General features: G+C 59.0%; 11 protein-coding genes. All 11 read right to left on the bottom strand.

Annotation, left to right across the window (positions count from 1 at the left end; translation table 11 throughout):
• Positions 1–269: 269 nt before the first annotated feature.
• The 11 genes from IC762_RS12370 to IC762_RS12320 are packed head-to-tail and all read right to left on the bottom strand — an operon-like array spanning position 270 to position 14,032.
• Positions 270–2,438: a hypothetical protein gene (locus IC762_RS12370; protein WP_195789083.1), complete on the bottom strand. Its 2,169-nt coding sequence runs from the start codon at positions 2,436–2,438 to the stop codon at positions 270–272.
• Positions 2,435–5,467: a tail fiber domain-containing protein gene (locus tag IC762_RS12365; RefSeq protein WP_195789082.1), complete on the bottom strand. Its 3,033-nt coding sequence runs from the start codon at positions 5,465–5,467 to the stop codon at positions 2,435–2,437. Before IC762_RS12365 ends, IC762_RS12370 begins: the two co-directional genes overlap by 4 nt.
• Positions 5,467–5,997, bottom strand: a complete 531-nt coding sequence (locus IC762_RS12360; protein ID WP_195789081.1) for a hypothetical protein — start codon at positions 5,995–5,997, stop codon at positions 5,467–5,469. The genes IC762_RS12365 and IC762_RS12360 overlap by 1 nt, the downstream gene beginning before the upstream one ends.
• On the bottom strand, positions 5,997–6,872 hold the full coding sequence (locus tag IC762_RS12355) for a hypothetical protein (RefSeq protein WP_195790448.1): 876 nt from the start codon (positions 6,870–6,872) through the stop codon (positions 5,997–5,999). The genes IC762_RS12360 and IC762_RS12355 overlap by 1 nt, the downstream gene beginning before the upstream one ends.
• A gap of 1 nt (position 6,873) precedes the next feature.
• Positions 6,874–7,149, bottom strand: coding sequence for a hypothetical protein (locus tag IC762_RS12350; RefSeq protein WP_195789080.1), 276 nt, complete (start codon positions 7,147–7,149; stop codon positions 6,874–6,876).
• Positions 7,149–9,176: a hypothetical protein gene (locus IC762_RS12345; RefSeq protein WP_195789079.1), complete on the bottom strand. Its 2,028-nt coding sequence runs from the start codon at positions 9,174–9,176 to the stop codon at positions 7,149–7,151. The genes IC762_RS12350 and IC762_RS12345 overlap by 1 nt, the downstream gene beginning before the upstream one ends.
• Before the next feature lies 1 nt (position 9,177).
• Complete coding sequence (locus IC762_RS12340) at positions 9,178–10,182, bottom strand: phage tail protein (protein WP_195789078.1); 1,005 nt, start codon at positions 10,180–10,182, stop codon at positions 9,178–9,180.
• A gap of 37 nt (positions 10,183–10,219) precedes the next feature.
• Positions 10,220–10,933, bottom strand: a complete 714-nt coding sequence (locus IC762_RS12335) for a hypothetical protein (protein ID WP_195789077.1) — start codon at positions 10,931–10,933, stop codon at positions 10,220–10,222.
• Positions 10,933–13,038, bottom strand: a complete 2,106-nt coding sequence (locus tag IC762_RS12330; protein WP_195789076.1) for a beta strand repeat-containing protein — start codon at positions 13,036–13,038, stop codon at positions 10,933–10,935. The genes IC762_RS12335 and IC762_RS12330 overlap by 1 nt, the downstream gene beginning before the upstream one ends.
• Complete coding sequence (locus IC762_RS12325) at positions 13,038–13,433, bottom strand: hypothetical protein (protein ID WP_195789075.1); 396 nt, start codon at positions 13,431–13,433, stop codon at positions 13,038–13,040. The genes IC762_RS12330 and IC762_RS12325 overlap by 1 nt, the downstream gene beginning before the upstream one ends.
• Positions 13,430–14,032, bottom strand: a complete 603-nt coding sequence (locus tag IC762_RS12320; RefSeq protein ID WP_195789074.1) for a hypothetical protein — start codon at positions 14,030–14,032, stop codon at positions 13,430–13,432. The genes IC762_RS12325 and IC762_RS12320 overlap by 4 nt, the downstream gene beginning before the upstream one ends.
• Positions 14,033–14,075: the final 43 nt, after the last annotated feature.

The raw sequence follows: 14,075 nt of genomic DNA, 5'->3' as shown, positions 1-14,075 counted from the left end.
ATCGATTTAATAGGCTTTTTGCTGCTGCTTAACTTTGCCGTGGTCGTTTACTATCTATCGCCAGAGGCAAAGATAGAAGAAGAGTCCGCTTGTGGACGGCCTCCTCTTAGTTTGCGGGCACCACCTCATATTCATTGGAATTAGAATCGAGTCGTAGAGTCCGAGTGCCATAAGCCGCCATCATGAGCGTCTGAGTGCAGCAAGCCAGAATGATCGCACTATTAATTAGCGCGGGCCTGTCCCTGATTTGGCTACTTGTGCCATATCCCTTAGGGCTTCTTCTTTTCGTCGTCGGCGCGACTTGGTACTGGTCCCTGCACTGCGGGGGCGATCTTCGCCGACTGCTGACCAGCAGCGCGGGATCCAACGTTGTCCATCGCTCGAAACCCATTCAAAATACGAGCGTGACGAGCGATCATCTGAATCCCACGCTGAACTACGTCAGGGTTGTTACTGGCAAGCATCTCGCCAACTCGACGGGCAACTCGCTCGTTGATGGCGTGGTTCCCCCTCGTCAGTCCATAGACGAGCATACCAGTAGCCACGGCGCGGGGGTCGGTTAGGTCTCCATGGCTCGCAATGCCATACGCACCGCCGGCCAATCCCAACTCCGCCAACTGCCGCGCCGTTGTAGAGTTTCCAACCACGGCATTCCTTGCTCTGTCCATTAGGCCCTCCACACGAAGGAAGGCCTCGACAGATCGGGAATTTTGCGGGCCGAGCGCGATTTCCATCCGCTCTCGCTCTGCCGGAGAACTGGATAGCTTGTTGAGAATGGTGGTACGGTCTCCCATCTCGTCTATCTTGTTGATGAGTGCAGAAGCATATCCACGCTGAAATAGCTGACGCTCAGGCGCTGACATTCTACCGAGCGCCCGTCTAGCGTCGGCATTCTCCATGCGCGAATTAACGAAGTTCGCTCCCGCTTCCATTGCATCTTGGGCACCGAATGCTCGCGCTGCACCGGCTCGAGCATTCGCAAAGGACGGGACCTCTTGATCCAAGACTCCGAGCAACTGCGATCTCAGGTCGCCTACGTCGCGAGCCGCAGAGTTTTCACCGCTTCGCTGAAGCTTGGTGAATTGATCATCTAGGTTGCGCTTGACGTGGTCCCAGAATTGCAACGACGGAAGAGCTTGGCTGCCATCCGCATTGGTCCGCAAGGACATATGGCCCTCTGGACTAAACTGAAATGGATTCCGAACCGGCTCAAAGCCTTCAGCAGCAGCTCTATTTGCTCCGGTTCTGGTGGCCTGACGGATCGCGTCTTGTACCGCGGGAGCCTGCGACAATTGCTCCAAGTCGTCATTCCAAACCGCTGAGCCCTCTCGGTATGCGCGCTCATAGGCGGGGCGGTTAACGCGCCGTGCCGCCGCTTGGATTGCTTCGATATCAGCGGGATTATCCCCCGCCGCTCCGGTCAAGCGCTGCACAAAGTCAGCGGCGCGCTGGTTCTGCGTGCCAAATCGCGCTTGTGTCAGCCCTGAGAGGGCTTGGCGAGCCTCTGGAGAGGTGTTCGCCGCCGAACGAGCAAGCGCCCGCGTTGTCTCTCCACCAGCGTCTATTACCGCAGTAGGGCTACCTGCGGCTTGTGCGATTGCAGCCTCTTCGGGTGTAACTTGAGGTCCCTGATGCTGGAAGTCCCGCTCAAGGGCAGTCGCCACCCTTCGGCTGGCCTCCCCTTCGGGGTTGAATAGTCCTCTGACCGTGTTAATTGCCGGCTGCGCCAAATGGCTGACGCCTTGAATGGCACCCTCAACAATCGGAGGAGCCAAAGCACCGGTGGCCGCGCCCGCTAACGATCCCGTAGCCGCGCCAGTGAGGCGATCGGTTGCCGTATCACCAGCACCAGCGCCATACAGCCCACCAACGCCAGCACCCGTCAGGGCGCCTCTTAGAATGCGCCCGGGCAGCGTTGCGGCAGTGGCTCCAGCCCCCACCGGAATGGCAGCGCCCCCTGCGATCTCAGCGGCGGTGTAGGCGTAGGGATGTTGCTGCTGAGCCTCCTCGTTCGCGGCCCTCTCTTCGTCTCGGGCCTTTTCATAGGCAGCAATTGCGTCCGGGTCTTTTCCCGTCAGGTATGCGAGACCGGTTCGCCCAGCACCAACCATAGTGCGGAGCGGTAATGGACCAACCACTTCCGGCACCCACGATGGGCCCGCCGCATGGGCACCCATCATTTCATCGGAGAAGTTGAAGGATGCACCCTGCGCCAACCCATGGGCAGCAGCACTCAGGACTCCCTTGTCAGGCGTTGCGGGCTTTTCAGGCGAAATCCAGTCATCCACGGGCGGGGAAACCCAGTCATCGACGCCGCCGCCATCAGCCTTGTGCGGCTTTTTCTTATCCCAAGGACCACGGCGAACCGCATCCCAATTCACAGGCTTGATCTTGTGGTTGGCAGCAATACGCGCGATCGCCAAAGCCTTATGCTTCATGGTTTGGTGCCATCCGCGTTGTAAATTGTTCCGTCAGGCGCCTTCCACTGATTACGCGAGGGGCTATAGGCAGAGCCAGCAGGCAGACCGGCCGGCGGCGCCGGGATAGCGGGTGCCGAGCTGGGTGATGCTGCCTTGTCCGGCGTCGACTTCTTACCCTTGCGAATATCCTCGATCTCCTGCTTTGCTTTCTGAGGCGCCGCGTGGGCGATCTTGATCTCCTCGTTCATCTGATCGAGAACGGCATTATAGGCATCTGGCCCGGTCGCAGTCGAAAGCAGGTGTTCGGCGTGCTGTTTATCGTTGACGGTAGGGACACCAGTCGGGCTAATCGCGCGAGCATAGGTGTTGATGATCGCCAAGTTGGCGGCACCGAACTTAGCAAGGGCAGGATCGCTCGTGCCCGACTGATAGGCTTGAATGGCCTTGTTGACGGGCACCCAGTTCGTGCGCGGAACAGCAGATGACGCAGCCCGACCCAACTCAATTGCTCCCTGCGCCTCGGTAGCATTGACGGCCATTCTTGCCGTCTGCGTACCAAACGTGCGCTGAGCCGCCGTGTTGCCAGACTGGACCGCAACTTGGTTGAGGATATCGGACGCATCCATTCCACGCTCGCGCGCTTTGGCTGCGACCAGAGCTTGGACCTTTGCCAAGTTCTCCGGACCCTGAGCACCACGACCGAAGCCCACCAGCGCCCTGGTGTCGCCCGCCAGAACCCGTTCAGCGAGGAAGTCGGCCGTATCGTCGTCAACAAGAGCCGCGTTCGATCGCTTAGCTTCCGCCGCCTTGCGAATAATCTCGGGGTCTGCCGGGCCGCCCGGAATTGGCTCATATGATCCATCGTCCTTTTGACGATAACCGGACGGCGTCTTGTCTTCTGCAAACTTCTCTCGCCGCTCGGCAAGCGATTGCGTCTTTGCAAACTGTGACGCTTGGTTCGCGATGCGCTTGGCTTCCTGATCGATACGCTGCTGGTTCTGCTGGCGCGTGGCTGCCTTGTCAGCCGCCTGCTGTTCAGCAGCGGTTGCTGCGGAGTACGTTCCCAAGCCTTTCAGGCCACCCTCACCGATCGCGCTCATTGCGAACGGAGAGCGGCTGGCTGCCATTCCCAGACCCGCTGCGATGATGCTTTCTCGCGCTTTGTCGCTCAAGCCAAACGGATTGAACGACCCAAACCGACTATCGGCCGGATTAGCTACGGGAGATGCAGACGGAGTCGGCGCAGGCTGCGGCTGGTCGCCAGAGTCGTAGGCCAGCGCTGAGGTAGGCTCCGGTGCAGGAGTGCTGTCCGGATTGGCGATTGCAGCAGGCAGCGTGACCGGCGCCGAGGCGGCGTCAGCGGCTGCGGGTCTGGCAACGGGCAACGGGATGGTAGCGTCATTGGCCGCTGCGACCATCGGCGAAGTGTCGCGCGCAGGAGCTGCAAATGTCGTCGAGTTAATGCCCTGCGGATCGAAGTCTCCATTCGCGATTGCCTCCTGAACAGGGGCGAACCGCTCAGCCAAGTCAATACCGCCGCCGTCAGCGTAGCCCGCGAATGGACTCGTCACTGCTCCCCCGCGTGAACGGCGAATGCTCTCGCGAATGTGGTGCACAGCGCTCACGAAGCCGCCACGTGACAAAAGACCTGCGTCCTGCATGGCATCCTGCGCAGCGTCTGTGATGCCATTGAAGTTGCCGGTGCTGTTCTGGTAGCCAACCCCGCCAAAGGGCGAGACGCCGTTGAGCGGAGCGCCACCAACAGACGTCGGGCCCTCTGCGCCGGGGATCGACGCACCGTAGGAAAGCGGGTTGCTGAACGCCTTCCCCGCCGTCCCGATCGTCTTGCCGAGATCGGAACCCGTGCTGGACGAGGCCGGTTTGGCATATTGCAGCGTCGGAGTCTGTAGCTGGGCATTCGACGCGTTGCCCGTAGGAACGTAAGACGAGCCACTGGTGTACGGCATCGAGGTGTTGACGTAGCCGCCGAAAGCGTATCTCCCTTTGTCGGCCGCATCATCCGTCGCGCCTTTATAGTCGACCGTCTTGATTCCACGGTCCTCACCCACAGCGTCCGGGTGCTTCTTCTCGACGTCCTGCGCGATCAGGCCGATCTGAGTTAACGGGCTGCCGCGATAGTTGAACCGATAGATTTTCTGGCCGTCGAAGGTCTTGCCGACTTCCTCGACGTTCTCCTTTACCCGCGCGTCGGAATAGGCTGTTAGTGCCGCGGTACCGAGGCCAAGCGCCTGCGTCCACGGGTTCGGTCCCGGCGACGTTTGCGTACCGCTCGACGAACTGCCTTGCGCGAGCGAGGTCGGCAAGCCGTATTGCTGGAGAAATGCCGCGGTTTGAAACGGATAGCCAGCCTGATTCTGGAACTGCTGATAGGCTGCCTGATCCTGGGCCTGCTGGGTCTGTTGCTGGAGGCTGCCGGCGTTGATCTGGGCATTGGCACCAGAGAGCGCAGCGTTCTGTCCCTGAATGCCGAAGTTCGCCAGCGCGCCAGCCTGTGCGAGGGGGTTTTGCTGATACTGCTGGGCGGCCGTATTGACGGCGTTGTTGTAGCCCTGACTGTACAGGTTTGCGATCACGGGCGCTTGTGCGAGCTGCTGCTGCCCGGCCAACTGGGACTGCGCAACGGCCTGCCGATCGCCGCCAAGCGCGCCGGCAGATGCCGCATTGCCCTTCAGGCTGTTTTGCTGCTCGGCGTTCGACTGATTGAACTGTGCCTGCGTGGCGTTGACGACGCTCTGGGTATAGGGATTCTGATAGTTCTGGATTTGCTGCTGCGTAAGGGGCGATGAGGCACCCTGCACGAGCCCGGCCGCGCTCTGGATGTACGGCGACGCGTAGCTGGCGTTGGAATTGATGTTGTTGATACCGGCCGTCTGCTGCGAGTTGACGGGCGCAGTGAGTTCGCCCGTGTACGCCTGATATGGCGTCGATGCGGCGTTCGCCACCGTGTTATAGATCGACTGCAGGTTGCCCAGAGCATAAGGAGTGGTGCTCTGCTGCGTCGTGCTGGTCTGGGTCTTGGATCCCATCAACGTGTCCTGTAGAGATGCCGTGGCGGCTCGATATTCTCGGGCGGCGGGTAGATGAAGAACGCACCTGCTGGCGTTAGCTGACGCTCATAGAGCCGCACTTTCGGAGCCGTGCGCTTGACCGACAGCACTCCGATCATCAACTTGAGATGCGGATGATCACCTCGGAGTGCGTCAATCATTTCCTTGGCGTAGGAAATCAGCGTCTTGGCGTGGTTGCCGTTGCGATGCGCCGGATCGACGAAATTCAAGAACTCATCGACGTTAATCTCGTCGCTGTACCAGGGTGAGCCAAACGAGAGCATGATGCAGCCCTCCAGCTTCTTCTCACCAATGACCCCGATAATGCCTCTAGGCCCGGCGTCGTCCGCCACGATGTTGGCTGGCTCGAGCAATCGATCGATGTAGAAATTAACCTTGCGCTCAGCGATCGGCAGTAATCCGTTCTCGGCGTGGCACAAGCGAAACAGCCGCCAGACCTCGCTCTTGTCAGCAGGCCGAGCGGGACGCACCAACGATGGTTGATTCATCAGTTCTTCTTTGGCTTCGGAAGTGACTTGAGCGTCTTGATCGTCTTCTTCCTGACGTGAGAGACCATCGCGTCTAGGATACTGTGACCGCGATCAAGGTCTCCGCCACCCAAGCCCGCAACCTTATCCGGAGGAATAACCATTTCTCCGGATGCCGCCACGATCGGCACCGGAGCGCCGACAGGACCGCCGTCTGCCTTCATTGGCGGTTGCGCGTCGTCCTGTGGCCCCATATTGAGCTGCCGCATCAGCGCCTCAGCGCCCGCGTGTGAGTTGCCCTGCCCCAGGCCACTCAGGATATCGGCTGGAATAATGTAGCTGCCCGACGCAACGTCGATGTCTTTGTTGTCGGTTCTGCCGCCGGTATTGCCGTGGATGTATCCGCTGTAGACGGACCCGCCATCTGCTTTCCGAGCGATTCGGAGAGCGCTTTTAATTCTTCCTCCATTTGCCCGACCTTGATACATCACAGCCTGATCATCGTGAAGTTTTGCGGCGTAGGCATCTGAGTTCTCGGGCGTGTCAAACATCCCAAGATGTTTTCCTGTCATTCGATAAAGCCTGACGGCGTCGTCGTTTGACAGGATGCTAGCGTCCGGGCTCACTGTCGGAATGAGGACCTCCTTGCCCCCATCGTTAATGCCAATAGACCGCACCGTACTGATAGTACCGTCGTCATTATGCACTACCGGACGCGACGCAAGATCAATGTTCCCAGGAACAACCATACCTTGTACGCCACCCCCATCGGCCTTTCGGGCTCGTCGCGCGACGTCGAGTGCGATGGCAACAGCCTGATCGTGCGGCTTGGTTTTGCTTTCGGTCCTGATATTCTGAGAGATCGCCTCTCGCGACGAGCCTTTGATGAGCGGCATGCTAAACCTTGTAGAGCGGAAGCTTGTAGGCTGTTCCGCTGACCGTGATCGTCAGGAAGCCGGTCGGATTTGCTGGCAGCGTAGCCGAACCAGCGGTTGCTGTAGACGTCACAGACGAACTCGCCTGCGGAAGTGCATTCATCAGCGCCGTAACCAACTGCGACAGAACCTGGTTGCGGAGAATATCAGCGGTCGTACCTGCAGCGGTGCCGCCACCCGACTGTGTGCCCGACGTATCGGTGCCGCTGCCGAGTGAGTTGACGAAGGTATCGCTCATTACCTGCGGCCCATCTTGTTGACTCGAATGCGAGTGTTGCCCCAGCGCCACCACGATCCAAGATCGCTTGAAGTGACAGAGAAGGCGATTTGCCGGCCCCGCAAACGCAGATTAATGAAGTCTACAGCTTGGCTCATTGTGAACGGGCCGAATGCTTGCGGCGTTGCGTTCGGATAGGCCACCACATTGATGGTGATCTGCACCGAGGCGGTTTGCGGGCCGTTGGCAAATCCCCATCGCATGTCGGGGAACAGCCAGTCGACGAACGGAATGTCTTGCCCTTCAGAAAGAACGAAATAGCCAGTCGTGAACGTCGAGACTAGCGGCTGCCCATCTGCATCGTTCGACGTCTCGTGCTGGTAGATGATAGCACTAGGCGTGGTGCCAATCGGCTGCCCCAGCACACTCTGATCCTGCCAGGTGGATCGCGCCAGCTTGCCGTAGTCCCATGACCCTTCGCTGACGTTCAATTTGACGTATGAGTCGCATTCTCCAGTTTTTCCCGACAGGGACGGATAGAAGAACGAGACCTCATCAAACTGGCTATTCGCCGCCGCGACACACTTTGTCTGGTTGTTTGTGTCCAGGTCCTGAAACACAATGTCCCAGACCGAGCACGGGATTTGCTGCACGCCGTTGCCAGAGAGAACGAAGAACGATCCCGACGTCATCCAATAAACGTTGCCACGCATCGATGTACGCGCGTGAGGACCGATCAGACCGCAGCCCGAACTGAGCTTGTTGAAGCCGAAGACGAACGGTGGCCCCAGATACTGCATTGCGTACAGATCGAGATCGGTCCAGATCAGCGCCTGTTGTGGCCCCTGATAGCCACCCATGATCTTGGAGCCGGTCGGAATGTGGAACGAGCCAGCCTGCGTCGTCGATGTCACAGTCCAATTGGTGAAGTCCTGACTGTCGGACCACCTGACGAGCAACGGGTCCTGCTGGCCGCTCGAAAGCGTGGATCCCCACGCAACCAGAATCTGTTCCGGCATCGCCACAAACAGACCGTTGTTGAATGTCGGTCCCGTCGCGACCAGTGCTGCGGTCTGATAGCCCGCGCCTGGCTGCCAGAAGTAGATCGGTCCACCCCGTGGGCAGCCAATCCAATCCTGGCCCCAGTTATCCATACTCCAGTCAGTGGTGGTGATCGGAGTGCCGGTTTGAGAGGCCGGCACGACGCCTGTGCCGAAGCCGCCAATGCCGAAACCGCCGAGCCCGAACCCCGTGCCAAGAGCGGTCGGACCCAACGTGATGTAGTACAGTAGCTGAGCATTGCCGCCGTTCATATTGAACGTGGCGGATGACGAGGCAGAGTTGGCGACCGATATCGTAAAGGTATTGCTGCTCGGAACCGCGATGACTGGATACGTCCCGAGGATCGTCACGCCCGCTCCCGTTGTCGCGATCGGGAATGTGAACGAGCCGCCCGCCGATAGCCCGTGAGCAGGGAACGTAACCAAAACCGTAGAGCTTCCCGAGGTTGTCGAGAAACTGGGCACTACAGCGCCGAGACCTGTTGACGTCGCGTTTGCCGACGCTGTGATGTTATAGGTGGATGTACCGACAATCGTCGTAATCGGATACAAGCCGGTGAGGATCAGGCCACCGATGGAAATAGGCGTATTGAAGTAGACGGCATCCAGCGTGGTTAGGTTTGACGTATTGGGATCGGTAATGCCGACAATGGGACTCCCGTTCGTGGTCGATATGTTCAGACCAGGAGCGAAGTTCGACACCAGCGTTTGAGGCGTGATGTTCTGAGCATTGCCGCTCGATATCACGACTAGCTGAGTGGTGGTCCCAATCGCCAGCCAGTTATTTGAATTTAGGTCCGCCCACCCGTGAATATCGCGCGGAATGCCGGACAAGGCGTTGGGATAGAATCTGGTCCAGCCCCCGAGCTTCTGCGGCAGCTTGTCCTTGAACCGAATGAGATTGCTCGACGAGATGCCAGCCTGATTTAGCGTCTTGGTGAAATCAGCGTTTACTCCCGGCAGCAACTTCAGGGAGACTTCTGGCACGTCAGCCGGCTCGCATCACGTTGATGCCGGTCATAAGCGACGGCTGTACGTTGTTGACTTGTGCACCGGGCGAGCCACCGGATGTGTTTGTCGAAACAATCGCGCCGCCGCCGCTGGTTTGACCATTGGAGACTAGTTTACCGACGGAGAAACCGCCGCCGCCCTGCGACACTGTGCCGCCAGCGCCACCACTGCCGCCCGGGTTGATGGGGGTGCCGTCGTTCGAGTTGCTGGCCACAAAGTTGTTGCTCTGTGACACAACCGACAACGGGGAAGTAATCTGCGATTGTATCTGCGGGATTTGTGTTGGATTCAGACTGATTACCTGCTGGTCCAACGCAGAACCAAGCAGTTGCCCGTTAAGCCCCGACCCCCCCGTGGTGATGCGTGCCGCCGTGTTGTCATAGTGTATTGGAAGACGCCCGCGGAGATCGGGCACTCGGAATGTCGTAACGCCGTCTCCGCCGAATGTGCTGCCCAGGATCGCCCCCAGATAGGGAAACTGCGCAACGGGATACAGCGTACCGTCGCACTCCACGTATGGCGGGGTAGTACACAGATTCACCCACCGCGGAATTGTTGTTATGCCGCCCCACATCTCTATCGAGCCGATGCGGCCGAAATTGCGATAGCGAACGACGGCGCCCGTTACCTGAATATCGATCAGCTCACCAGGTGGCGCTGCGATGACCTCAGTTCCGCCAATGCTATCGACCTGAATTGCCGATGATCCCGTCGTGCGATTCTCGACCGTCCACCAGCCCTGCACTGCTGGGAACGTGATCAGAGCATCAGACGTGAGAGCGCCGGTGATGCGAATTGTACCGCAAGCATACTGCGCTGGGTTCAGGATCGTTGTGCCCCCCGATGTCGCGATAGTCGAGAGGCCACCGACGATCGTATCGATGATCGTGGTATTTGCGTTGATCGGAGTGTCCCACGTGCCGGGGTCTGAACCCCTGAGCGGCACGGCTAGGCCACGGTTAACCGTTGTCGGATCAGCCAATGCAATTTACCCAATAAAAAAGCCCCTTGCGGGGCTGTTAGCGAGAAGGTGTTGCGATGGGCGCTGGGGATAGACTGCCCCACGCGCCGGAGGCGTATCGTTTTCTGTTCTCTTCAACGTCTATCGCCTTGAAGAGCGTCTGATATTGAGATTCCCACGAGACGGCCATTTGCGGATTGTCAGCTTGAGCACCGAAGTTCTGCTGATACGACGCCATGAACACCATCGACGCAGCGAACCAGAGCTGCGGCAGGTAGTTCGTAAGATACGTAGTCGTGTTCGTGGCACTCAACGGCGTTGGCCTGATGGTGCCTATCACCTCAATCGTGTACGAGGCGTCCGGCCATTGCGGGCCAACGATCAGCGTCTGATCCGTGATCATCGCGTAATTGGTCGGCGCGCCCGTGAAGCTCGGTGACCCGCCTACCGCATCGAGATAGTCCCGAGACGCCGGCAACAACTGTGTTCGCGTTCCGCTGTCCGGGTTGGTCGTGATCGCGGGCGTGACCAGATTTAGACCGTTGGTAACGACGAAGCGGCCGTTGTTCTGAGGCAACGTATAGTTGCGACTTCCTGACGTGAGAGCGGATGAATCTCGCGTCACCGTGTTGAGCAAGTCGAGTTCGGAATATAACCTCTGTTCCGCGTAATCGATGCACGAGGGCAGGATTCCGAGGAAGTTCGGATCGGTCGGGTCCACCACGATTTCGATGGCAAGAGCATTGAGCCACGACGAATATGTGTAGCTCATCAGGTTTGCTCGTAGATGCCGGCGGAGGTCAACACGTTACCCGTCGCGATCAAGGACGAAGCGTCGTACTTGACGATGATCATATTCGAGCCGGTGATACGGCCGACGCCGCTTACGCCGGTATTGGCTGTCTCTCCCACGACCGCCATTGCGGGGCCAGCCGCCGAACCAACAGGCAGTGCTACTCGAATGCCACCAGCGGCCGAACCAGCGCTCGTGATGGTAATCGTGAGACGGAAGTGAACCAACTTGCCGATGACGTAGAACGTGCCAGCGGTGCTCACGGTCGTGAAAGACCCGGTATCCGGAACAGGCGTCGGCGAGTACGCGGTCCAAGCGCCGGCCGTGTTGCCAAGGCCTCCATTGGCTGTCGGCAGCGTGCCGGACACCTCACTCGTGAGCGAGATAGTTGCGGCGTGGTCCTTGACGACGGTTCCTGTCGTGCCGTTCCAGACCACGAAGCCATTATTGGTAGACGAGCCCGGTCCCGTGACTGCCGATGCCCATTGTGGAGTGGATCCCACACCCAGCGTCTGCAGAAATTGCCCCGACGTTCCTGCTCCCAGCGCGCTCCAAGTTGATGCGCCGCGATAGAGGATTTGTCCCTGTGTCTGCCCGATGAAATCGAGCAGCGATGTCATTGTGTTTGGGCTTGGGACCGCCAAGCCGCCGGTGATGTTCGCCAGAATGCGCTGGCCAGCGATGGCCGCGAGCGAAACGCTGCCCGTCGTCGTAATGGGCGAGCCGCCAGTGTCAATGCCCGTTCCGGCCGAGACGCTGGTAACCGTGCCCGTGCCCGTGACGGTCGTCCATGACGGATTCGCGCTCGCGCCACCTGTCGTGAGCACCTGCCCGTTGGTGCCCGGTGCCAGGACGGACCAACTTGAGGCCCCGCGATACAGAACGTCGCCCTGTACGGCGCCTACAACGTCGAGGACAGCCGAGACAGATGTCGCGGCAGGAACGCCAGAGCCACCAGACGTATTAGCGAGGACCGTGTTGTTGCCGATCGACGGCAGTTGGCCCAGCGTCGTTTGTCCCGAGATATCACCGAAGCCAGGCTGCGTCGCATTCGGGACGCCCGACGTTGAAATCTGGTTGATCCACTTCGACGTCGTTGCCGCAAGCGATTGTACACCGCCCAACGTCGTCGGTGACGGGTTTGGAAGATCGGCCCCCACCAGGGAACGGAAGGTCGGATTTGCCGAGCCGCCACTCGTCGGGCCAGCCAGGATCGTGTTGGCTGTCTGCGTGCCGAGCTGGGATAGCGCAAGCGTGCCTGAGATGTCGGAGAACGCAGGCTGCGCTGACGAAACGGCGCCAGAAGTGCTAATCTGCGTCAGGAAGTTCGATGCGACAGCGGTCTTGCTCTGGACGCCGCCGAGAGTAGATGCGGACGGGTTTGGAAGGTCTGCGCCGACGAGAGATCGGAATGTGGGTGCAGCCGCCGCCCCAGTGGACGGGCCGGACCAGACCAGATTTGCGTTCTGGTTTGCCAGTGTCGCAGTCAACGTGCCGCTTGTGGTGACGGGGCTTCCTGTGACGCTGAAGATCGCTGGAAGCGACAAGCCGACCGACGTGGTCGTACCAGAGCCCACTGCAGACCATGCAGGGTTGGTTCCAGCCCCTCCGGTCGTCAGGATTTGGCCGGCCGATCCAGGGCTAAGTGCCGCCCAGCCAGACGCACCCCGATACAGGATTTGCCCGCGCGTCGAGCCAATGACGTCGAGCACACTGGACGGGGTTGTTGGTGTCGGAGCCGCAGAAATGCCTGACGTGTTCGCCAGCACGTTGCCAGTCGATATCGGCGCCAGCGAGACGGTCCCCATGAGAGTAATCGGGCCGCCCGTTAGGCCGGTTCCTGTATCGACCTCCTGGACTGTGCCGAGACCCGGCGTAGTGACCCAGCCTACTTGATAGTTCGACGTCCCGGTTTTTACGAGTGCCTGACCAGTGATGCCGCCAGGTGGAAGGTTCGCCGGATTGGACGAATTGATCAGAGATACTGTCGCGCGCTTTGTCGTGCCGCCCTGATCCAAAGGCACGTATTCGCTGCCGTCGAGACTGATCGCGACGGGCAACGTGGAGATAGGGATATTGGACATTACGGAGGATACAAAGCCGGATTGTTGGGATCGGGTAGCGGCGTCGTCTCATCCTCCCAAATGAGATTGTCACCAGTTTCGGTCGTTATGGCATTGCCGTCTTCCGTGCCCAGAAAGTTCGGAACCTCAGCCGCAAACGGCTCCGGGAATGGTCGCCAAACAGGTACCGGGTCTGCAGGAATGATAATTGATTTTAACTGAGCCTGAGGCTTATCGAGACAAGTTCGCGTGCAGACATAGACTTCAATGTTCTGAAGCTTTGGACCCTGCCACTGAAGCTGCGGCACTAACTCATTGCGCTGGTACCACATACCGCAACGCTGACACACGCCTATCGCAGATGGACTGCGTTGACTGACGCGCGCCCTTCCTGTCGGATGCCAAACACCGCTCATCGATAGTATCCTTCGACGGTCGGCAGAATATAAAGACCAGACGTATTTTCTACGTCTTGGATCGCGGCCTTACTCCAAGCTTTTTCCGCTCTGAGAACGAGCTTGTCCTCCTTCTCCGGCGCGTAAATCGCAGCCAATCGCGCGGACAAGCCAGTCACGGTTGCATCCAGCCAACGATATGGAATATTGGGCGTTTCCCCGCCGGAGAGATTAGCGTCCTGTATCTGCGTCACCCGATAGTATCGCAGAAGATAGGTGCCGGTGGCGTCCGGCACTTCCCACAAAGTGATAGTTGGATTGATCTGACGATCAAACCAAAAGACACTGCTATATCCCTGAACATCCTTATTGGGATAGCTGGCGTATTCGTCCCGGCTGATGGGCATGATCAGCCGATCATTTTCCGAGTCTCCAGAGCCAGTCCTGATATAGGCGTCCAAGATCATGACCGTCTTGGCATCCACGCTGTAAGTAGCGGTTCCTTGGACAAGCGGCACCTCAACCAAATCGACGCACCATAAATTTGGTTGCTCGTTGCTCCAGTCGGAGAACAATAGATTGAGATGCACCCGCGCGTCGGCGAGATGTTCGGCCAGCAATGCTGGGCGCCTGATCCCACACAGCGCATAGGCGCTCGTTACA

The organism is Bradyrhizobium genosp. L (genome assembly GCF_015624485.1).
Lineage (GTDB): Bacteria > Pseudomonadota > Alphaproteobacteria > Rhizobiales > Xanthobacteraceae > Bradyrhizobium.
This window is presented reverse-complemented; position numbering and strand designations above follow the sequence as displayed.